Source organism: Geobacter sp. (assembly GCF_030834625.1).
Taxonomy (GTDB): Bacteria; Desulfobacterota; Desulfuromonadia; order Geobacterales; family Geobacteraceae; genus Geobacter.
This window is the reverse complement of sequence record NZ_JAUQXO010000063.1, coordinates 1-20,607: the sequence shown is the minus strand read 5'-3', so window position 1 is coordinate 20,607 and position 20,607 is coordinate 1. Positions and strand designations below refer to the sequence as shown.

22 protein-coding genes are annotated in these 20,607 nt (G+C 63.4%); 12 read left to right on the top strand and 10 right to left on the bottom strand.

All coding sequences use genetic code 11. The features are described from left to right. The first annotated feature begins 15 nt into the window (after positions 1-15). The 5 genes from cobM to cobD are packed head-to-tail and all read left to right on the top strand — an operon-like array spanning position 16 to position 6,304. On the top strand, positions 16-810 hold the full coding sequence (gene cobM, locus RCH91_RS14695; protein ID WP_306535722.1) for a precorrin-4 C(11)-methyltransferase: 795 nt from the start codon (positions 16-18) through the stop codon (positions 808-810). Between the two features lie 34 nt (positions 811-844). After that, positions 845-1,900 carry a cobalt-precorrin 5A hydrolase gene (locus RCH91_RS14690; RefSeq protein WP_306535721.1) on the top strand — a complete coding sequence of 352 codons (1,056 nt, stop codon included), beginning with the start codon at positions 845-847 and terminating at the stop codon, positions 1,898-1,900. Between the two features lie 17 nt (positions 1,901-1,917). After that, entirely contained in the window at positions 1,918-4,278 is a 2,361-nt protein-coding gene (locus RCH91_RS14685; RefSeq protein WP_306535720.1) for a cobyric acid synthase, read from the top strand. Beyond that, positions 4,275-5,231, top strand: a complete 957-nt coding sequence (gene cbiB, locus RCH91_RS14680; RefSeq protein ID WP_306535719.1) for an adenosylcobinamide-phosphate synthase CbiB — start codon at positions 4,275-4,277, stop codon at positions 5,229-5,231. Before RCH91_RS14685 ends, cbiB begins: the two co-directional genes overlap by 4 nt. Next, positions 5,228-6,304: a threonine-phosphate decarboxylase CobD gene (cobD, locus tag RCH91_RS14675; protein ID WP_306535718.1), complete on the top strand. Its 1,077-nt coding sequence runs from the start codon at positions 5,228-5,230 to the stop codon at positions 6,302-6,304. Before cbiB ends, cobD begins: the two co-directional genes overlap by 4 nt. 10 nt (positions 6,305-6,314) lie before the next feature. Here the strand turns inward: cobD and RCH91_RS14670 are convergent, their stop codons facing one another. Together RCH91_RS14670 and RCH91_RS14665 are read right to left on the bottom strand one after the other, a co-directional pair. Then, positions 6,315-7,670, bottom strand: coding sequence for a hypothetical protein (locus tag RCH91_RS14670; RefSeq protein ID WP_306535717.1), 1,356 nt, complete (start codon positions 7,668-7,670; stop codon positions 6,315-6,317). A gap of 26 nt (positions 7,671-7,696) precedes the next feature. Beyond that, complete coding sequence (locus tag RCH91_RS14665) at positions 7,697-8,161, bottom strand: PPC domain-containing DNA-binding protein (protein WP_306535716.1); 465 nt, start codon at positions 8,159-8,161, stop codon at positions 7,697-7,699. Positions 8,162-8,345: 184 nt separating this feature from the next. Between RCH91_RS14665 and RCH91_RS14660 the strand changes: the two genes are divergently transcribed. The 7 genes from RCH91_RS14660 to fsa all read left to right on the top strand — a co-directional run bounded on the left by RCH91_RS14660 (position 8,346) and on the right by fsa (position 12,978). Next, a complete protein-coding gene (locus RCH91_RS14660; RefSeq protein ID WP_306535715.1) occupies positions 8,346-9,299 on the top strand; it encodes a metal ABC transporter substrate-binding protein in 954 nt (317 codons plus the stop codon). After that, the gene (locus tag RCH91_RS14655) at positions 9,290-10,042 is read left to right on the top strand and encodes a metal ABC transporter ATP-binding protein (RefSeq protein WP_306535714.1); all 753 of its coding nucleotides are present in this window, start codon (positions 9,290-9,292) and stop codon (positions 10,040-10,042) included. The genes RCH91_RS14660 and RCH91_RS14655 overlap by 10 nt, the downstream gene beginning before the upstream one ends. Positions 10,043-10,141: 99 nt before the next feature. Then, positions 10,142-10,960, top strand: coding sequence for a metal ABC transporter permease (locus RCH91_RS14650; RefSeq protein ID WP_306535713.1), 819 nt, complete (start codon positions 10,142-10,144; stop codon positions 10,958-10,960). A gap of 78 nt (positions 10,961-11,038) precedes the next feature. Beyond that, on the top strand, positions 11,039-11,458 hold the full coding sequence (gene nikR / locus RCH91_RS14645) for a nickel-responsive transcriptional regulator NikR (RefSeq protein ID WP_306535712.1): 420 nt from the start codon (positions 11,039-11,041) through the stop codon (positions 11,456-11,458). Between the two features lie 80 nt (positions 11,459-11,538). Further along, positions 11,539-12,027: a 2-amino-4-hydroxy-6-hydroxymethyldihydropteridine diphosphokinase gene (gene folK, locus RCH91_RS14640; protein WP_306535711.1), complete on the top strand. Its 489-nt coding sequence runs from the start codon at positions 11,539-11,541 to the stop codon at positions 12,025-12,027. A gap of 10 nt (positions 12,028-12,037) precedes the next feature. Continuing rightward, positions 12,038-12,337: a transcriptional regulator gene (locus tag RCH91_RS14635; RefSeq protein WP_306535710.1), complete on the top strand. Its 300-nt coding sequence runs from the start codon at positions 12,038-12,040 to the stop codon at positions 12,335-12,337. Beyond that, a complete protein-coding gene (gene fsa, locus RCH91_RS14630; RefSeq protein ID WP_306535709.1) occupies positions 12,334-12,978 on the top strand; it encodes a fructose-6-phosphate aldolase in 645 nt (214 codons plus the stop codon). Before RCH91_RS14635 ends, fsa begins: the two co-directional genes overlap by 4 nt. 82 nt (positions 12,979-13,060) lie before the next feature. On the opposite strand, the gene RCH91_RS14625 is transcribed toward fsa, so the two are convergent. The 8 genes from RCH91_RS14625 to RCH91_RS14590 form a co-directional block, all read right to left on the bottom strand. Continuing rightward, entirely contained in the window at positions 13,061-13,675 is a 615-nt protein-coding gene (locus RCH91_RS14625; protein ID WP_306535708.1) for a GNAT family N-acetyltransferase, read from the bottom strand. A 16-nt stretch (positions 13,676-13,691) separates the two neighbouring features. Further along, positions 13,692-14,069: an SET domain-containing protein gene (locus RCH91_RS14620; protein WP_306535707.1), complete on the bottom strand. Its 378-nt coding sequence runs from the start codon at positions 14,067-14,069 to the stop codon at positions 13,692-13,694. 67 nt (positions 14,070-14,136) lie between these two features. Continuing rightward, a complete protein-coding gene (locus RCH91_RS14615; RefSeq protein WP_306535706.1) occupies positions 14,137-16,158 on the bottom strand; it encodes a TonB-dependent siderophore receptor in 2,022 nt (673 codons plus the stop codon). After that, on the bottom strand, positions 16,145-17,728 hold the full coding sequence (locus tag RCH91_RS14610; RefSeq protein ID WP_306535705.1) for an ATP-binding protein: 1,584 nt from the start codon (positions 17,726-17,728) through the stop codon (positions 16,145-16,147). Before RCH91_RS14610 ends, RCH91_RS14615 begins: the two co-directional genes overlap by 14 nt. A gap of 3 nt (positions 17,729-17,731) precedes the next feature. Next, positions 17,732-18,271 (bottom strand): YfiR family protein, encoded by a 540-nt coding sequence (locus RCH91_RS14605; RefSeq protein WP_306535704.1) that lies wholly within the window; start codon positions 18,269-18,271, stop codon positions 17,732-17,734. Between the two features lie 18 nt (positions 18,272-18,289). Beyond that, positions 18,290-19,390, bottom strand: a complete 1,101-nt coding sequence (locus RCH91_RS14600; RefSeq protein ID WP_306535703.1) for a PAS domain-containing sensor histidine kinase — start codon at positions 19,388-19,390, stop codon at positions 18,290-18,292. 2 nt (positions 19,391-19,392) lie between these two features. After that, the gene (locus tag RCH91_RS14595) at positions 19,393-19,818 is read right to left on the bottom strand and encodes a response regulator (protein ID WP_306535702.1); all 426 of its coding nucleotides are present in this window, start codon (positions 19,816-19,818) and stop codon (positions 19,393-19,395) included. 17 nt (positions 19,819-19,835) lie between these two features. After that, positions 19,836-20,447, bottom strand: a complete 612-nt coding sequence (locus RCH91_RS14590; protein ID WP_306535701.1) for a DedA family protein — start codon at positions 20,445-20,447, stop codon at positions 19,836-19,838. Positions 20,448-20,607: the final 160 nt, after the last annotated feature.

Sequence of the window (20,607 nt, the reverse complement as noted above, 5' to 3'; positions counted from 1 at the left end):
GAGAGGTTTCCCTCTGTGTCCTCTGTGGTCGAAAGCACTATAGTCCATTTCGTCGGCGCCGGCCCCGGTGATGCCGAGCTCATTACGGTGAAAGGTGCCCGGCTTCTGCGGGAGTCCCATGTGGTCGTCTACGCAGGGAGCCTCGTGGACCGGGAACTGGTTCGCACCTACGCCCCCCAGGCCGAGGTGTACGACTCCGCCGCCATGACCCTTGAAGAGACCACGGCGGTGCTGGCCCAGGCGGTGGCGGATGACAAGCTGGCCGTGCGCCTCCACACCGGCGACCCCTCCATCTACGGGGCGATCCAGGAGCAGATGGCGGAGCTGGATGCACTCGGCATCGGTTATGCCGTGGTCCCGGGGGTGACGAGCGCCTTTGCCGCCGCGGCGACACTCAAGCAGGAACTGACCCTGCCGGAAGTCTCCCAGACGGTCATCATCACGCGGCTTGCCGGGCGGACCCCGGTGCCGGAGCGGGAGAAGCTTTCCGAGATCGCCAGGCTGGGAGCGACCCTGGTCATCTACCTGTCGGTCTCCATGATCGAGCGGGTGGTGGCGGAGCTTCTGGAGGGGGCCTACACCCCGGCGACGCCGGTGGCGGTGGTGGCCAGGGCTTCGTGGCCCGACGAGCAGACGGTGGAGGGGACCCTGGCCGACATCGCCGGGAAGGTGCACGAGGCGGAGATCGGCAAGCAGGCTATCATCCTCGTGGGGGACGTGCTGAAGGCTCGTCGGGAAGGGCTGAAGAGCAAATCGCTCCTCTATGACAAGGGTTTTTCCCACGAGTTCCGGAAGGGGATTGTCACCTAACGCTCCCGCTTCTTCCCATGGCTGAGAGGCTTTCATGCGCATCGCCATCATCGCCATAACCCGCAACGGCGCCCGGCTCGGCACGCAACTGCGGGACGGGCTCGGCAACGCGGAGATGTACGTCCTGCAGAAATTCTCCGGGCAGGCGGGGAAAGGGGCCGTTCCCTTCGGGGGGGAGCTGAAGGGGCTGGTGGCGGAACTCTGGCCCGTCTTCGACGGTTTCATTTTCATCATGGCCACGGGGATCGTGGTCCGGATGGTGGCCCCGCACCTGGTCGCCAAGGATGTGGATCCGGCTGTTGTGGTGATGGACGACGCCGGGAAATTCGCCATTTCCCTCCTGGCGGGGCACCTGGGGGGTGCCAACGAGCTCGCCTGCCGCTGTGCCTTCGTCACCGGCGCCCGTGAGGTCATAACCACCGCCACCGACGCCAACAATCTCCCCTCCTTCGACATGCTGGCCAAGGAGGAGGGGTGGGCCATCGACGATCTCTGCCGGGTGAAGACGCTGAACGCGCTCATCCTGGAGGGGGAGGAGATCGCCGTGGTGGACCCCACCGACCGGCTGCGGACCGCCTTCCACGGCACGGCACGGCTCACCTTCCACGACACCTTTGTGGAGGCCCTCCAGAGCGGCGCCCGGGGGTTCGTATTCGTCACCAACCGGCGGCTTCCCCCCCAGGCCCAGGCGGATACCCTCCTTGTCCTGCGCCCCCGGAACCTGGTCCTCGGCATCGGCTGCAACAGTGGAACCGAGGCCCGGGAGATCGCGGAGGCGGTGGGGGCCCAGATGAAGCGCCTCTTCCTCTCCCTGAAGAGCGTCGCCTGCATCGGGAGTGCCGCGGCCAAGCGGGAGGAGGCGGGGCTCCTGGCCTTTGCCCGGGAGCATGGCCTACCCCTTCGCTTCTTCGAGAGCGAGGAACTGAACGGCGTTGCCGTGCCGTCTCCCCCTTCGGCCCATGCCCTGGAGGCCATCGGCGCCGCCGGCGTTGCCGAGCCGGCCGCGGTGCTCGCATCGGGCGGCGGGCGGCTCCTGCTGAAGAAGATCAAGAGCGGCAACGTAACGCTCGCCATCGCTGAAATTTCCTGAAAAACATGAGGTTTGTGATGTCCAAGCTCTACGTCGTCGGCATCGGCCCCGGCGATCTCGACCATATGACCTTCCAGGCCAACGAGGCCCTCGACGCTGCCGACGCGGTGGTGGGGTACAAGACCTACCTGGATCTGATAAACCCCCTCATCGCCGGCAAAGAGATCGTCTCCTCCGGCATGATGAAGGAGGTGGAGCGCTGCCGCGAGGCCCTGGACCTGGCCGCCTCGGGGAAGACCGTGGCCCTGGTCTCCAGCGGCGACGCCGGCATCTACGGCATGGCGGGGCTCGCCCTGGAGCTGGCGGCGGAGATGGCCGCTCCCCCCGAGATCGTGGTGGTCCCCGGCGTCTCGGCCGTGCAGGCGGCGGCGGCCGTGCTCGGCGCCCCCCTCATGCACGATTTCGCCGTCATCTCCCTGTCCGATCTCCTGACCCCGTGGGACCTCATCAAGAGGCGGCTTGGGGCAGCGGCCGAAGCCGATTTCGTGGTGGCCCTCTACAACCCCCGGAGCAAGGGGCGGGTACAGCAGATCGAGGAGGCGCGGCGGATTCTCCTTTCTGCCCGGCCGGCCGATACCCCGGTGGGGATCGTCCGCAACGCCCTGCGGGAGGGGGAGGAACGGGTCGTCACCACCCTGGGGCGGATGCTCGACCACCCCATCGACATGTTCTCACTGGTCATCGTGGGGAACTCCGCCACCTTCGTCGATCCGGCAGGGCGGATGGTGACCCCGCGGGGCTATAAGGCCGGGACCGGGGACCGGGGACCAGGGACCAGGAAAAAGCAAAAAAACGCAGTCGACGAGCACTTGTCAGATTCTCCGCCCCAGATTTTGAATTCCCGGTCCCCGGTCCCCGGTCCCCGGTCTTTAATGATCGTCGGCACCGCCTCGGACGTGGGGAAGTCGGTCCTTACGGCCGGCATCTGCCGCATCCTGAAAAATCGCGGCCTCAGGGTGGCCCCCTTCAAGTCCCAGAACATGGCCCTCAACTCGGCGGTCACCCCCGAGGGGGGAGAGATCGGCCGGGCCCAGGCGGTGCAGGCGGCGGCCTGCGGCATCCCTCCCCATGTGGACATGAACCCGATCCTCCTGAAACCCTCCTCCGACACCGGCAGCCAGGTCATTGTCGCGGGGGAGGTGGTGGGGAACATGTCGGTGAGGGAGTACCACGCCTACAAGCCCGTCGCCTTCGAGCGGGTGCGGGAGAGCTTTGACCGGCTTTCTTCGGCCCACGATTTTGTGGTCATCGAGGGGGCCGGGAGCATTGCCGAGATCAACCTGAAGGCCCACGACATCGCCAACCTGAAGGTGGCCGAGATGGCGGGGTGCCGGGCCATCCTCGTGGCCGACATCGACCGGGGCGGGGTCTTCGCCCAGATCGTGGGGACCATGGAGCTGCTGGAGCCGGCGGAGCGGGAGCGGATCGCCGGCATCGTCATCAACAAGTTCCGGGGTGACCCGTCGCTCCTCGCGCCGGGAATCGAGTTCGTGGAGAAGCGGACCGGCGTCCCGGTCCTCGGTGTGGTGCCCTGCTTCACCGGTTTCCGCATTCCGGAGGAGGACAGCGTCGCCCTGGAGAAGCGGAAAACCGGGAGCGGCGAGCGGGGGACGACGGCGGGAGAGCGGCTGAACATTGGCGTGGTGAAGCTGTCGCGGATCTCCAACTACACCGACTTCGACGCCCTGGAGGGGGAGCCCGACGTGCGCCTCACCTACGTGGAAGGGGCGGACCAGCTCCGGGGGCTCGACCTCCTTATCATCCCGGGGAGCAAGGCCACCACCACGGACCTCTATTTCCTCATGGAACGGGGGCTCTTCGAGGCGATCCGGGCCTTCCGGGGGCCCATCGTCGGCATCTGCGGCGGCTACCAGATGCTGGGGAAGCGGGTCTCCGACCCCCACGCCGTGGAGTCGGGAATCCGCGAGGCCGAGGGGCTCGGTCTTCTGGATGTGGTGACGGTGATGCTGGAGAAGAAGACCACCCACCAGGCCCGGGCCGAGCTGTTGCCGGCGGGGTACCAGGTGGCTCCCCGCTGCCGGGGGGAGCTGGAGGGGTACGAGATCCACATGGGGGAGACGATCCTCGGGCCCAGCGTCCGTCCCTTTGCCCGGGCCACGGAGCGTTCGGGGCGCGCTGTGGAGGTGCTGGATGGCGCCGTCTCCTGCGATGGCCGGGTCTTTGGCACCTACCTTCATGGCATCTTCGACAACGCCGGCTTCCGCTCCGCCTTCCTCAATAAGCTCCGGCGGGCCAAGGGGCTCGATGAGCGCCCCGCAGCCGAGGTGCAGGACGATCCTTTTGATCTGTTGGCGGCCCACCTGGAGAAGCACCTGGACATGGATCGGCTCCTGGCCATCTGCGGGCTTGCCCGGTGACCGAGGCGTGTGCGGTCGTCCTGGCCGCGGTCCTGCTCGACCTCCTTTTCGGTGACCCCCGCTGGCTGCCGCATCCGGTGGTGGTCATGGGGAAGCTGATCACGGGGCTGGAGAAGGTCCTGCGGCGGCTGGTGACGAACGAGCGTGTCGGCGGAGTGTTTCTCCTTCTCCTGACCGTCGGCATAACCGCCGGTGTCGCCTGGAGCGTGGTGCAGGGAGCCGCCCTCATCCATCCCGCTGCTGGCGCCGTCGTCTCGGCCATCCTGGGGTGGACCTGTCTGGCGGCCCGTTCCCTCCACGGGGAATCGAAGCTGGTGGCCGAGGCCCTTCTGCGGGGCGATCTACCGGAGGCGCGGCGGCTCCTCTCCTACATCGTGGGGCGGGACACGGCGGAACTCCCGGAGCCGGAAATCTGGCGCGGCGCCGTGGAGACCGTGGCCGAAAACACCTCCGACGGGGTGATCGCGCCGCTCCTCTTCCTCATGGTCGGCGGGGCCCCCCTGGCCCTGGCCTACAAGGCGGTCAACACCCTCGACTCCATGGTGGGGTACAAGAACGAGCGGTATCTCCGCTTCGGCTGGGCCTCGGCCCGGTTCGACGACCTGGCGAACCTCGTCCCGGCGCGGCTCACGGGGCTCCTCATGGTCCTCGCCGCCCCCCTGGCGAGGCTGTCGGGCCGTAATGCCTGGCGGATAATGCTCCGGGACGGCCGTAACCACTCATCTCCCAACAGTGGCATCCCCGAGGCGGCCGCTGCCGGCGCCCTCGGCGTACAGCTCGGGGGGACCAACATCTACTTCGGCAAGCCGGTGGCGAAGCCCACCATCGGCGATCCCCTCAACCCCCTCGACGCCGTGGCCTGGCGGGGAGCCGTGCGGCTCATGTACGGCGCCGAGGGGCTTCTCCTGCTGGCCTGGGGAGTCTTCGCGCTGCGAGGTATCACTGCTCCATGAAAGAGACCTTTGACCACGGCGGCACGGTCTTTGCCGTTGCCCGCCATCTCGGCGTTTCCCCCGATGACATCCTCGACTTCTCGGCGAGCATCAACCCCCTCGGCCCGCCGGCCGGTGTGCGCGGGGCGGTAACGTTCGCCTTCGACCGCCTCGTCCATTACCCCGACAGCACCGCTGCGGAGCTGCGGGAGGCCCTGGCCCGCCGCCACGGCCTCCATCCCGGCACAATCTGCGTCGCCAACGGATCAACGGAGCTTATCTATCTGGTGCCGCGCCTTGCGGGGGGAGCGCGGGGGCTGATCGTTGCGCCCCCGTTCTCCGAGTATGCCAAGAGCCTCTCCCGGGCCGGATTGGAGGTCGACTACCTGGACCTCTCCCCCGCCGACGGATTTGCTCTTTCCCTTGATCTCCTCGATTGCCGCCTGGCGGACGGTTACGACCTCCTCTTCCTCGCCAACCCCGGCAACCCCACCGGGGCGCTCATTCCCCGCCATGACATTGCCGAGATTGTCCGCCTCTGCCGGAGCCGCGGCACCTTCCTTGTCCTTGACGAGGCCTTCATCGATTTTTGCGAGGAGGAATCGGCGACGCCCCTCGTGGCCCAGGGGGACGGGGCCGTGGTGCTCCGCTCCATGACCAAGTTCTACGCCATTCCGGGGCTGCGGCTCGGCTACGCCGTGGGGAGCGAAGCGGTGATCGCCCGGCTCTCGGCCCTGCGGGAGCCCTGGAGCGTCAACACCCTGGCCCAGGCCGCCGGCCTCGCCTGTCTGGCTGATCCGGATTACCCGGCCAGGACCCGTTCCCTCGTGGAGGTGGAGCGGGCGCGGCTTGCCGCCGGCATCGCAGCCTTGCCGGGGCTTGCGGTCTATCCATCCGCCGCCAACTATCTCCTGATTCGGATCGATGTTGGCCCCACGGCCCGGGAACTGGCAACGCGGCTTCTCTCAGAGCGGGTCCTGATCCGGGACTGCTCTTCCTTTCGGGGGCTTTCGGAGCGGTTCTTCCGTGTTGCCGTGCGGGGAGCCGGGGAGAATGGGCGGCTGTTGGAACTGTTGGGGGGGATTTTCGGCTGAAACCGGGGCCTTAGCCCCGCTTGCCGCTCTGGAGGATTACGACCCGGCACCCGGGAAGCGCCAGCCGGAGGCGGTCGAGACCCCCGTCGGTGACCGGGGCATTGCTGATGGTGAGGGAGCGGAGCCGCGGCAGGTATTTGAGGCAGGCGAGCCCGGCGTCGGTGACCCGGGTGTCGTAGAGGTAGAGGCGTTCGAGGTTCTTCAGTTCCAGGAGGTGGACAATCCCCTCGCCGGTTATGCCGGCGCCCGAAAGGTAGAGCTCCGCAATGCCCGTGAGCCGCAGGATGTGGGTCAGGTCGTCGTCGCTGACGCCGTAGAGGAAGCACGCCTGGAGGTCGTCGGCCTGGAGTGTCCCGAGGAGGTCCAGGTCAGCCACGGCCCCTTCGCTCACGTCGAGCCGCAGTCCCTTTCCCGCCGGCACGGCCATGTCGCCGACCGCCTCGCCGAGGCGCTTCCAGTCGAGAAAGCTCCCCGAGTTCCGCTCCCGGACGAAGAGGGTTCCGAGAACGCGGTCGGCGGGAAACCTGACAATACGGAAGGAGTCGGCCGGCGGTGTCGGAGGTGCGAGGGCGGCTTCGGGTGTGTCGTCGGAGCGGCGTCCGCGATCCAGCCCGTTCAGGGTCCTGCAGGTGGCAAGGATCTCGGCGTCGAGCCTCGACGACATTTCGGCGATGATGTCGCGCCCCCGCCACCGGGCGTCCTGCACCCGCTGGATGAGGCGGTAGAGGTCGGTGTTCCGGAGCCGGACCATTTCCAGTTCCACCCCCCTGATCCGTTCCACGACCCGGGCGATCCGCCGAGTGACCAGGGCCAGTTCTCCTGCGGTGCCGACGGCTACGGCCGTCTCGGGAGACAGCTCCCACTCTTCCAGAATTGCCTGGAGGGTGACCCGGTCCTCTTCGGCGTAGGCCCGGTTCGCCTCGGCCATGAGCTTCTGGCGGCGCCGGCGGTCCCCGTCGGAATCGGCAAAGTCGGGGTGGATCGCCTTGGCCACCCTGCGGTAGATGTCGCGGATCCCCTCGCTCTTTCCCGTTGCCACGGTGCCCGGTTTTACCCGGGGGATCTCCTCGGCCTCCGGTTCCTCGTCCCGGAAACCGTAGTGCCGCCGTTCCCCTGCATCATCCGTTTGGCCGCCTGCGTCCTCTGCCCGGGCCTTGGCAAGCTCCTGCCGCAACTGGTCCAGTTCCCGGATCCGGTCGGCCATCTTCACGGAATAGAGCTTCTCGAACTCCTGGATCTCCTCCCGAAGGTCCTCAAGGTCGTGCTCGAGCCGGGCCAGGCGCCGCTCCAGGGCGTGGAACTCCCGCCGCTTGCGCTCAAGCTCCAGTTCATCCGTGGTTGGTGTCCGTTTGTATCCTGCTTTCATGAAAACCTGGAATGGTGCGCGTGAAGTTACGGGTGGAGAAGTGCCCGCTGGAGCTCGGGGGAGAGTTTCTTTTGTCCCGGGGCAGGGTACTGTTCCCGCTCCCAGAGGAAGAGGCCGGTGGCTTCGTCAAAGGTGCGGACGGGCGCAGTCCCCACCAGCGGTATGATGACATACTCGGCGGCGAAGATGATGCATCCCTCCATGGCGTGGCCGCCGAAGACCTTCCCTTCCTCGTCGGAAACGGCGAGGTGGAGGTGGACGAAGGGTTTTCCGTCCCGCAGCGATATGTTCCCCGTGCCGGAAACGATCTCCAGGGGGTTGTTGAACGGGAGCTCCCGGTAGGCCTTGCTCCACTGGTCGTAAAAGCCGAGTGTTGCCCTCTGGAGGGCGCCCATCACCTGGACGGCGCCTGCCTGGATTCCGTTGGCGCCGGCCGTCTCGGTGAGGGCGCCGATCAGGTCCGCCTTGTGGGGGAGCTTGCCCATGAACATCGCCGTACCTCCGTCAGAGAGCCGCCGGTGGCGGCAGACTTCGGCCACTGTAGCCCATCTGCCAATGGGAGTCAACGGAGGGATTCCCCCTTGACAAGCAACGGGTGCGGGGTATTTTAGAGCGGCAACCACCATTGATTATTACTGCTTCGGCTGCCGTTTCGGCAGGCGAAAAAGAGGATTCATGAGACGCATCGTTGCTATTTTGCTTGTGTTGACGCTGACGGTTGCCGTTGGCTGCAGGAAAACGGCGGATCAGGATGCCGGCGGGAGCGGCAAGCTCCGGGTCGTGGCCACCATCTTCCCGGTCTATGAGTTTGCCCGCGCCGTGGCGGGGGACAAGGCCGAGGTGACGATGCTCCTTCCCCCGGGCATGGAGCCCCACAGCTTCGAGCCGCGCCCCGAGGACATCGTGCGGGTGAGCCGGGCGGACCTCTTCGTCTACACAAACCGCTACATGGAGCCGTGGGCCGGCGAGATCGTCAAGGGGGCAGGCAAGGGGAACCTCTCGGTGGTCGACGCGAGCCGGAGAGCGAAATTTCTGAAGGCGGGCGCCGGGGAGAATCACGACGGCCACGACGACGGGGAGCATGGCCACGGAGGGGAGGGGATGGACCCCCACCTCTGGCTCGATTTTACCAACGCCCAGCGCATGGTGGATACCATCGCCGGTGCCCTTGCGGAGCGGGACCCGGCGAACCGTGCCGTCTACCTGGCCAATGCCGCCGCCTACCGGGCGAAGCTGGCCGACCTGGACGAGCGGTACCGCACGGGGCTCGCCACCTGCGCCACGCGGACCGTTCTCCACGGCGGACACTTCGCCTTCGGCTATCTGGCCAACCGCTACGGCCTGCGATACGAGTCGGCCTACGCCGTCTCCGCCGACGCCGAGCCCACTCCGGCGAAGCTGGCGAAGCTCGTTAAGCAGGTGCGGGCCGAGGGGCTGACGCACATCTACACCGAGGAGCTCCTCGATCCCCGCACCGCCGAGACCATCGCCCGGGAGACCGGCGCCTCCATCCTCATGCTTCACGGCGCCCACACCGTGGCCAAGGCCGACCTGGACAAGGGGGTCACGTTCATCGCCCTCATGGAGAAAAACCTGGCGAGCCTTCGGGAGGGTCTCCAATGCCGGTAGGGGTCGTCACGGTTCAGGGGCTCTCCCTCGCCTACCAGGGGGCGGATGCCCTGTGCGACGTGTCGTTCGCCGTGGAGAAGGGGGACTACGTGGGGATCGTCGGCCCCAATGGCTCGGGGAAGAGCACCCTCATCCGCTGCATCCTGGGGCTTGCCCGCCCCGACCGGGGGGGCGTCGACCTCTTCGGTACCCCCCTGGGCTCCTTTGAGCAGTGGCAGCGGGTCGGCTACCTCCCCCAGGGGCTCCAGCACTTCAATCCCCACTTCCCGGCCACCGTCGCCGAGGTGGTGGGGCTGGGACTCTTGGCTGCCCGTCCCTTTCCCCGTCGCGCCCGCAGGGAGGATACCGGGGCCGTGGACCGGGCCCTGGATCTCATGGGGATCGGCGGCATCCGCAACCGGCTCATCGGCGAACTCTCCGGGGGCCTGCGGCAGCGGGTACTTCTTGCCCGGGCACTGGTGAACGGGCCGGAGCTTCTCGTCCTTGACGAACCCACCACGGCCCTGGACCCGGAGACCCGGGAGAGCTTCTACCGCACCATCCAGGACGTCAACCGGGAGCGGGAAACCACCGTCATCCTCGTGACCCATGACAGCGGCACCATCGGCCGCTACGCCTCACGGTTTCTCTACCTGGACAAACGCCTGGTCTTTTACGGCGGCTTCGACGACTTCTGCGGCTCGCCGGAGATGGCGGACTACTTCGGTCCCCATACCCAGCACCAGATCTGCCACCGGCATTAAACAAGGATTGTAGGGGCGCTGCTTGCCGCGCCCTGGCCGATCCTGAAACAAGGGCGCGGCAAGCGGCGCCCCTACGGATTCATCTGAACTGGAATAACAATGACTTTCCTCGAAATCTTTCAGTACGGCTTTCTCCTCCGGGCCCTTGTGGCCGGCTCCCTCATCGCGGCCCTCTGCGCGGTGCTCGGGGTATTCCTCGTCCTGCGGCGGCTGTCGCTCATCGGCGACGGCCTTGCCCACGTCACCTTCGGGAGCGTGGCGTTAGCCCTCTTTCTCCGCTTCCAGTCAGTCTATGCCACCGCCGCCGCCATACCGGCCGTGCTCCTGGCGGCCCTGGGGATCCTGAAGCTGGCCGAGCGGGCGCGGATCTACGGCGACGCCGCCATCGGCATCGTCTCGTCCCTGGGGATCGCCACCGGCATCATGCTGGCCAGCATGGCCGGCGGCTTCAACGTGGACCTCTTCAGCTACCTCTTCGGCAACATCCTCTCCATCAGCCCCTTCGAGCTGGGGCAGACGGCGGTTCTCTTCGTGGTGGTCTGCCTGACGGTAATCCTCTTCTACCACGATCTCTTCGCCATCACCTTCGACGAGGAGCTCGCCCGCACTTCGGGTATCCGGGTGGACCGGATCAACGCGGTGCTCGTCCTCCTCACGGCGCTCACCGTGGTGTTGGCCATGAAGGTGGTGGGGATCATGCTCATCTCGGCGCTCCTCATCCTGCCGGCGGTCACATCGCTGCAGGTTGCCCGGGGGTTCCGGACCGCCATAGCCCTTGCCGTGCTCCTCGGGGTCCTGTCGGTGGTGGGCGGGATCGTCATCTCCTTTCTCGCCAATCTCCCCGCCGGCGCCACCATCATCCTGGTGAACTTTACCCTGTTCCTGGTCTCCTTTGGGTTGCGGAAGCTGCGGAAGTAGCGCGAAAAAAGATTCCCCTCCGGGGTAAAGTAGTCTATCATCCGGCCGTTTTGAAACCGGCCGCAGGAGAAGAGACCCATGGGCGAAACCGTCAGATTCGGCATCTCCATCGACGACAAACTGCTGGAAAATTTCGACCGGCTCATCGAGGAGAAGGGGTACATGAACCGCTCCGAGGCGGTCCGCGACCTGATCCGCGCGGCGCTGGTGGAGCTCAAGTGGGAAGGGGGCGACGAGGAGACCGTCGGCACCGTGACCCTTGTCTACAACCACCACGTCCGCGACCTTTCCGACAAACTCACCGAGCAGCAGCACTCCCACCACAACGAGATCATCTCGGCCCTCCACGTCCACCTGGACGCCCACAACTGCCTCGAAGTCCTCGTGGTGCGGGGCAAGGCCCGGGAGGTGAAGAAGATCGCCGACGAGCTGATCGGCGTGAAGGGGGTCAAGCACGGCAAGCTCGTCATGACCACCACGGGGGAGGAGCTGCACTGAAAGCCGGGACCGGGGACCAGGGACCGGAAAAGGCGGTCAGGAGCGTTGAAAAATCTGGCGCGTTATGCTCTAATCTGCCGGTGGAATCGAATGTTTTCATAGCCCTCGGCTCGAACCAGGGGGACCGGGAGCTGGCGCTGCTGCGGGCCGTGGCCGAGGTTGGCAAGCTGGCCCAGACACGGATTACCGCACTTTCCGGCTTCTACGACACCGAGCCTGTGGGGTTGGTGGCGCAGCCCACCTTCCTCAATGCTGTCATGAGGGTTGAAACGTCCCTTTCCCCCCGCCAGCTGCTTGCGGAACTCCAGAAGATCGAAACCGGGGTGTTCCGGAGGGTTCGGGATGTCCCGCAGGGACCCCGACCCATGGACCTGGATATCCTCCTCTACGGCGACCTCGTCCTTGAAGAAGAGGGGCTCGTCATCCCCCATCCCCGGCTCCACGAGCGCCGCTTCGTGCTGGTTCCCCTGGCGGAGATCGCCCCTGCCGTCATCCATCCCCGTCTGGGGGTGCGTGTCGACGAACTGCTCAGGTCGCTCCCTTCCGGCGAGCGAGTCACCAGGATTTAAGGAGAAGAAAGTGCGACTCATTCAACTGCTCAGCTGGATCATTCTGATCTACATCGGCTACAGGATCGTCAAGGGATTCCTGGCCTCGCGGCAGAAGGAGGCGCCCCCCGCGCCCCCGGAACCGCGTCAGGAGGAGACCTTTCAGGACCCGGTCTGCGGCGTCTACGTGACCGAGGACGATGCCGTCATCGGCCGCCACGAGGGAAAGCGGATCCATTTCTGCTCCATGGCCTGCCTGGAGAAGTACCGGGCGAGCCTCGAGCATACGAGCACTACCCATAACCAAACAACCCCGGAGGAACACAAATGAAGTTTTTCATCGACACCGCAGACGTGAATGAAATCCGCGAGGCCCACGAGCTCGGGCTTGTGGACGGCGTCACAACCAATCCCTCGCTCATCGCCAAATCGGGGCGCAAGTTCGAGGATGTCATCAAGGAGATCACTGGCATCGTGGACGGCCCCATCTCCGCCGAGGTGGTCTCCCTTGACCACGACGGGATGATCCGCGAGGCCGAGGAGCTGGCCAGGATCCACAAGAACATCGTCATCAAGCTCCCCATGACCCCGGAAGGGCTCAAGGCGTGCACCACCCTGACGAAGGAGGGGATCAAGACCAACGTGACCCTCGTCTTCACCGCCATGCAGGCCCTTCTGGCCGCCAAGGCGGGTGCCACCTACGTCTCCCCCTTCGTGGGGCGCCTCGACGATATCTCCCAGGATGGCATGGGGATCATCGACGACATCAAGACCATCTTCGACAACTACGGCTATACCGCCGAGATCATCGTGGCCAGCGTGCGCAACCCGATCCACGTCCTGAACGCCGCCCTCATCGGCGCCGACATCGCCACCATCCCCTATTCTGTCATGCTCCAGCTGGCCAAGCACCCCCTCACCGACGCCGGCATCGAGCGGTTTCTGAAGGACTGGGAGAAGGTGCCGAAGTAAGGTGTTCCTGCACAAATAGAAAAAAACCCCGACGGCGGAGCGCTGTCGGGGTTTTTTCGTGTGCGGCGTTTGCTGAAACCGTTCATGGTCTGTTAAGGGAATGCAGCTCCTTTATCCAGAACTCCATCATATTCTCAGTGACGTTGCCATCAAGGTCGGGCCAGGGGAGGGTGACCCGGAATTCCGGATGTCTGATGAGTCCGGCTCTGATAAGGAGTCCGTCGATGGGGTGATAGTCGCTCGGTCTCAAGGGATGATTTTCGGTCCGTACGACGGTTGCGCAGGCAAAGTGCTTATACCTCCCCAGAGCGCGGACGTGATCCTCGAACTCCTTCAGAAGCCGCGACCCAAGCCCTTGTCCCCGGTAGGGCGGGAAAAAAAGCACTTCGCCGAGGTAGTAGATGGTGTCCAGGGGGTAGGGGCCGGATGCGAATGGTGCCGTGAAGGCCGCCGGCTCCTCGCTCAGGGGAACCCCGGTAATGGCGCCGATGATGGTTGTGCCGTCCCGGACCACGAACACGCAGGCGTCGGGCGCTTTGGCGTAGGCTTGCAGATACGTCGTCTCACTATCCTCGGACCCTTTGTAGAGGTAGGGAAACTCTTTGAAGATGGTGATCCGGAGCCGGGCGATTTCCGAAAGGTAAGGAATGACAGCCTGCCCGACGAGTAGTTCCAGTTTGAATTTTCCCCAGTCCATTCCTATCCCCCCGCCTTCACCGTGTCTCGTGAAGAACATTGAACTGATGAGCAAAATCCCCGTAATCGCACGTGATCTCCTCACCTGGGTGGATATCGCGAGCAGCTATCGAATAATCACCGCAGGAAAGCTCTGTCGGCTCATTTGCGTGGTTAGTGAATCTGGCATCGTCTGAACAAAGCACATACTTGTTCAGATCCGGGTCGTAATGACCATAGTGGTGAACTTGTTCCTGAACCGATGGGGGGAAGCTTTGCAGTTCTTCTTCTGAAAACAGGCAGTCGAATCCGGGAACAAGTTTCCACGTGACGGTCCCCTTAGGAATAAATTCTTGAGCAATCAAACCAAATCCGTGAATTTTGCTGATTCCCACCCTCGCACGTATTAAGAGCACGATTCCTCCTTTCACCACACTTGCAGGTCTTACGCAGATTAAGTGACAAGTATCATTCTTCCGTTGATCAGATGCCCGGCGTATAGCTGATCCTGAGCACGTACTCCCTTCCCGGGCCGGGGAGCGGGGCGTGCCCGCCGTTATAGGGCTGGATGAATTCATGGTTCGCCCCGAACAGGTCGAACACCCCGAGACCCACGTCCACCCCTTTCCAGAAGGCGTTGCGGTAGAGGAGGTAGAGGTTGGCCACCAGTTCCGGGCTGTGCCGGTTCACTTCCGGTTCGCCCGTGGCCGGATCGACGCGGTCGAAGCCGTAGCGGTCCCCCACGAACACCAGCGTCGTGTTCAGGTTGAGGTTGCGCGTTACCTTGTATCCGGCGTCGAGGGTCACCTTGTGGGCCGGTAACGCCACAAAAACATCGTCATGGCCCGGCACCCGGAAGATGTCGGAGCCCGTATTTGTGACCCGGTAAAAGGAATAGCGCAGTGCCAGATGTCCCCAGTCGTCCCGGAACCGGTACTCGGCCTCTACGCCCCGTGTTCCGATGCGCCCCTCGTTCTTGTAGGCATCGAGGTCATTGACAAAGTCGTAGTAGTAGTTGATGGGGTGATTTATGCGGATATCGAAAAGGTTGACCGACAGATGGTTTCGGGCATCGAACCGGTGGCTTGCCTCCAGTTCCACCACGTCGGCCGTTTCGGTTTCGAGCTTGTTGCCGGTCTTCAGGGCGGCCGCTGTCTGCTCGATGGTCGGTGCCCGGAAAGCCCGGTTGTAGATGGCCTTCACGTTCGTGTCTCCGAAGCTGCGGGTGAGGCTGATACGGGGAACGACCGAGGGATCGTACTCGCTGTGCTTTTCCAGGCGCACCCCGGCCGTGACGTTGACAAGGGGGGTCTTCAGGAGCCATTCGTTGTAGAGGGCAAAGCGGTTGAAGTCGATGCTCTGCTTCCCGTCCGGGAACTGGTATTTCCGTGTCGGCTCGTCTCCGCCGTAACGGGCATATTCCCATTCATATTCCGCCCCGAACAGGGTGCTTGCCCAGCGTGCCAGGTCCCAGTCGGCCTTGAGATTCAGAGCGTACTTCTGCACGGTGGGGTCATAGTAGGTCACGTCGCTCACCGGCACTCCGGTGTTTCTCCAGGGCTGCTGGACGGTTGCCTCGAAGAGCGGCGTCAGGCGGAGGTTGTCGGTTATCTGGGCCCTGTAGGAAAGCTGCCCGATGGAGGTGACGAAGCGGACGCGGTAATCGTCGGGAAGGACATCCCCATAGCCGTCGCGGTGGGTGATCAGGTGGTTGTCGTAGATGAACCGGGCATTCAGGTTCCCCTGCCGGTAATTAAGATTGACGTTTCCGGTCTGGAGGTCGGAATCGTTGCGCATGTCCCACCGGCCTCCGCTCTGGTCCGTGTAGGTTTTGGCGCTCCGCTGGGCAAGCCCGCCGAACAGGGATATGCCGAAATAGCCACTGTCTCCGATGGTGGCCCCGTATTTCGCATTCAGATTCTGGCGGGCGAATCCCCTGTCGAAAAGCCCGGTGGTGGACGAGGCCTGGATACCCGGCACCTCGGCGCCGATCCTGGTAACGACATTGACGACCGCCAGTTCGGCGAAATTGCCATACATGGCCGAGCCGGGACCGCGAATGATCTCGATTCTTTCCATCTGCTCCACGGGGAAATGGCTGCCGAAGGGGACGTTCCCGTACAGAAGATCGTTGAAGCCCATGCCGTCGACGGTGAGCTTTACTCTGCCGTTTTGCGCAAAGATACCCCGGAATCCAACTCCCACCACGTTCCAGATGTCCACCCCGAAGTCGAACCCCGGCACCATCCGCAATACGTCGATGAGGTCCCGGGCGCCGGACAACTCCATTTCCTCGCGGGTGATCACGCTCACGACAGCCGGGGCCTCGCTCGGCAGGGCCGGCTTTGCGGATGCCACCGTAATCTCCATGTTGAGCAGATCATCCAATGTCTGTCCGGTCTGGTCGCGAGCCACACCGGTTTGTGCAGGCGGCAGTTCCTCGCCCTGGACGGCCGAACTAGCCAGAAGAAGCATCAGGAGAAGCAGGAGTTTACTGTGCGTCATAGGTACTCTCTTTACCCGACGGTTTGGGTATATTCAGCGTGAATGTCGACCCGGAGCCTTCTTGTGAGGCAACCGTTATGGTGGCGTTGATGCAGTTGGCAAACGCCCGGGAGTAGGGGAGCCCCATGCCGGAGCCGATGATGCCCGGATGATCCCCCTTTTTGAACAGATCGAAAATCTTCTGCCGTTCCGGTTCAGCAATGCCGATGCCAGTGTCGAGCACACTCAGGGACCACTCCCGTTCCGTTTCCGTGCCGGAGATCTCAATGGTTTTCTCGCGGGAATCCCTGGTGAACTTGACGGCGTTGTCAAGCAGGTGGGAGAGAATCTGCCTCAGGACGGCCGGATCGGAGGTGATCCTTTCCGGCAGGTTGCGAGATTTTAGCGTTATGCCGGCGTCGTGAATCCGGGAGCGAAAATCGTCGAGGACCTCCTGCACCAGTGGGGTGAGCTTGAACTCGCTCGGCTTCGCCTTGATGCTGCTGATCTGGGCGATGTTCACGACGGCCTGGTACATGGACTTCACCGACGAGACCGATTTCCTGAGGATGTCCAGGCTGAAGTCCGTTTCGCCGCCGAGGCTTTCCTCCAGTGAGGCTGCATCTTCGGCGGTCATCTGGGTTTCGTACTTGGCGATGACCCGGTGGGCAGAGGCGATGGCGGAGGACACCTCCTCTACGTAGCAGGTCAGATTCAGAATCGGCGTTCTCAGGTCGTGATGGAAGATGTGGACGAAGTTTCGCAGGTCCTCGTTGATCTGCTCCAGGTTCCGCGTATGGTCTGCCAACTCCTTTGTCCGTTGCTCCACCTTTGCCTCGAGCTCTTCCCGGTTGCGGTTCAGTTCGTCGTCCCGCTGCCGTATCTGTTCAAGCATCTCGTTGAAGCTGTTGGTCAATATGCCGATTTCGTCGGAGCTCTCGGCGGGGATCCGGATCTGGTAGTTTCTGTTGGCGGATATGGTGTTGGCCGCCGTGGTCAGATGCTCGATGGGCTCAATGATCGATCGCTGCTTCCTCGTGATGATGGCCCTGCCGATCAGGAACGAGATGACAAACACCACCACCAGGGCGGCTACGATCCAGAGGATACGGTGGTAGAGGGCGGCGAGGTTGTAACGGATGGTGAGGGTGCCGAGCTTCCGGTCGTGGTTGATGTCGTCGGTGGCAATGACCTCGCTGCGGAAGTCGAAGTGGGTCAGGCGGAAGGAGGTGCCCCGTGGGGTCTGCGGCTGCTGCTGGGCGTCAGGCGCGGAACCTTTCCGTTTGTAGGTGGCAAAGAGTCTCCCCGCGGCATCGTATATCGCCGCGGCATCTATGTTCCCGTTGCTGGCCAGGGAGGAGAGAAGGGCGTTGGCGGTTGCGGTGTCATCGAACATCAGGGAGGCTTCGATGTTTTTTGACAGGATTTTCCCCTCGGTGGATGCGGCCGCCATGAACTGGGAGCGGTATTCTCCGGTTGCGATGATGCAGAACAGCACGATGCTGCAGAAAAAAGCCGCTGCCGTTGCCTGCCGGTAGATGCGGCCGAACTTTTGCTCAAGGGAGATGTCGTGAAAGGGGCGGCGAGCCATTGATCAGTAAACCTTCTTTGCCAGCGACAGCAGCCGGGCGTCGATTTTTATCCTGCTGGCATCGGCAGCCGTGGCGCTGATGTCGAATGCCAGCTTCCTGTCCTTCAGATAGATGCGGATGATACCCCCTTTGCCGATGAAGCGTTCACCGGCGCCGATGGAGAGCACACGCTTCTCCCTGGCCTCCTTCAGGATATAGCTCTCTCCGCGCACAGTGTCGTTTTCCACGAATACGACATCGCACCCATCCAGGTTCCTGGCTCCGTCCAGGCTGCGCAGCTGAATCCTGGCATCCAGTCCCTTGAGTTGGACATAGGAACGCACTTCCGAGGAAAGCTCTTCCGACGCAGCCACGCAGACCCCGTAGGTGGCCGGTTTGGGCCTTCCCGGCCACTCGGCGTAGCCGAGGACGTTGACCAGGAAAATGGCCTTGAGTTTTGCCTCGGTAACCTCCTCGCCATGGGCCTTGGGTCCGGTGGCCAGGGAAATGACGCAGAAGAGGAGACACGAGCAGAGTATGCGGAGAAACAAAGGAGAAGCCATGGTTGCCGGTGAATAACCTCAGACCACGAGGGTTTTGGGGAACGCCACGTGGAAGGTCGTTCCCCTTCCCTCCTGGGATTCGAACCAGATCCGGCCCCGGTAGCGTTTGAGCAGGGCCCTCGCCAGAGGCATGCCGACGCCGTCGCCGGGAATGTCCAGGTCGGTGGCGCGCCTGAAGAACATGAATACCTTGTGCCTGTTGTATTCGGCAATGCCGATGCCGTTGTCGCGCACCGAGAAGATCACTTCCCGGTCGTTTTCACCCGCTTTGATCGTTATGGAACCCGGGCGGGAGGGGTCGAGATACTTGACGGCGTTGTCGAGGATATTGCCGAAAATCCGTTCGGCCACGGTGGGATCGATCATCAGGCACGGAAACAGGGCTTCCATGGAGATCTGGCACTCCTTCTGCCCGATCCGGTGCCGCATGGAGGTAACGATGCTCCTGATGAGGTTGGCCATGTCCACGCGCTGGTCGTTCAGCGGTATCCGTTCCAGCTTGGAGAAGACGACCAGCAGGTTGACCAGGCGTTCGACCCGTTTAGCGCTTGATTCCACAAAGCCAATGGCCTCGAACATTTCCTCGCGATACTGAGTGAGCAGTGCCTCGGATTCCGGGGAGAGCCCCGGGGAGGCGCCGATCTGCCTCATGAAATTTTCGGTCAGTCCCCGCAGTTCGCCGGTGAATCCCTTGATGCTTACCACGGGCGAGCGGAGGTCGTGGGAAACGCTGGAGACGAACGTCTGCTGCTCCTGCTCGGAAACCTCCATGCGGGATTCGATGGCGGCAAGGGCCTGTGCCACCTCGGGTATCTCCTGGCATTCCGTCAGTTTAACGATGTAGCGGTACGGAGTGAGGGTTTGATCAAGGACGGGGGAAACGACAGCCAACAGTGACAGTTGTGCCCCGGAAGCCTTCCTCAGGTCAACCCCGCTGAAGGTTCCAATGCTGGCAATGTCGCGGTTTGCGCTTCCGCACTGGATGACTTCCTGGAAAAGCCGGCCGGTGACCGCTTCCGCCCGATAACCGGAAAGGGCAGTGAACGCATCGTTTGTCTCGACGATCTTCCCGTCGGTCGCCACCACGAGGGTGGGATAGTTAGTTCCGGGGCCGACCATCCCTAGGGAAGCCTCATCATCGTGAGGCTTGCCGCCAGGAAGTCTATCGTTACCTGGAAGGCCGTGTAATCCATCGGCTTGACAAGATACAGGTTGGCCCCTTCCTGGTAGCACCGGCGTATCTCGTCCGGATGGTCCGTTGTGGTGAAGACGATGACAGGGACAGCGGCCGTGGACTCATTCCCCTTGAGGCGCCTCAAAACCTCGAAGCCATCAATGCCGGGCATGTTAATGTCGAGGACAACGAGATGCTGGCGGAGATCGTCCGGTGTCTTGCCATCGAAATACTCCAGAGCCCTGCGTCCCGTGTCGAAGGGAAGGATTTCCACATCGGCACATTTCATCAGGTTCTTGATGATGAGCCGCGTATGTCCCGGTTCATCCTCGATGAGGATGAGCTTCGTCTTCATGGCGGATTGTTGAGTCATGGCGACAATCTCTCCCTTTACGCGTCGGTGCTTACGTTCTTACGCCGGTGCCGCCGCACGTAGACCGCCACCAGCACAAAGCAGAAGATGATGACCCCGATCAGCGCCTGGTGGGAGTAACGCATGATCAGTTCCTGGTTCTGGCCGATGACATAGCCGATCCAGGTGAGGATCGTCACCCAGAGGAAGGCCCCCGCGGTGGTGTAGAAGGCGAACTTTCCGTGGTGCATCCCGGCAAGCCCTGCCGGCAGGGAGATCAGGTGCCGGACCACCGGGAGGAGGCGGCCGATGAAGGTTGAAATCTCGCCGTGCTTGTGGAAGAATGTTTCAACTTTCGCGAACTTCTCCTCGGTGATCCAGACATACTTCCCGTATTTCAGAAGCAGGGGCCGCCCCAGCCAGTGGGCGGCGAAGTAGTTGGCGTAGGCCCCGGCGAGGCTCCCCGCCGTCCCCAGGAGGATGGCCACCCAGATGTTCATCTGGCCCTGCTGGGCCAAGTACCCGGCGGGGGGCATGACCAGTTCGCTCGGCACGGGAAAGACGGAACTCTCCATGGCCATGAGGATGAAGATGCCGGGGTAGCCCATGGCGCCGATGGTGGCAACGAGCCAGTCGATGAGCTGTTGCATGGGAAATGTCCTTCCTTTGGAGCCTCTTGCAAAAGGCTTGAAAGTTGGCGGCCAGAGGCCGCGTGCGGTGAAATTTTCACCAGTGTGCAGCATTAAGCAGAGCCTCTGATCGTTTTCATCGGCATTTATCCGGAATCCGGGCGCACCCCCCCCACGGATT